At 68.4% G+C, this 291-nt stretch carries 1 protein-coding gene; it reads left to right on the forward strand.

Annotated elements, in window-relative coordinates:
• The coding region (locus JHD80_RS28335; protein ID WP_199094002.1) for an MFS transporter at positions 1–291 on the forward strand (291 nt) is incomplete at both ends.

Genomic DNA, 291 nt, shown 5'->3' on the forward strand with positions numbered 1-291 from the left:
TCTGCATCGGTGGCTTCTGGGCGCTCGCGACGGCCGTGATCATGCGCCTGGTTCCTGTAAGCGAGGTGCCTCGCGCGCTGGCCCTGATGTATGGCGGGCAAGCCATCGCGGCCGCCTTCGCCGCGCCAGTCGGCAGCTATCTCGGCGGCCTGTTCGGCTGGCGTGCCGTGTTCTGGGCGCTGACGCCGATCGTCGTCGTCAACCTCGTCTGGCATGTGATCGCGCTGCCGTCGCTGCCGGCGGGCCAGCGCCAGGATTTCAGGACCATGTTCGGCCTGCTGAAGCGTCCGT

It is taken from the genome of Allobosea sp. ASV33, from assembly GCF_016428755.1.
Lineage (GTDB): Bacteria > Pseudomonadota > Alphaproteobacteria > Rhizobiales > Beijerinckiaceae > Allobosea.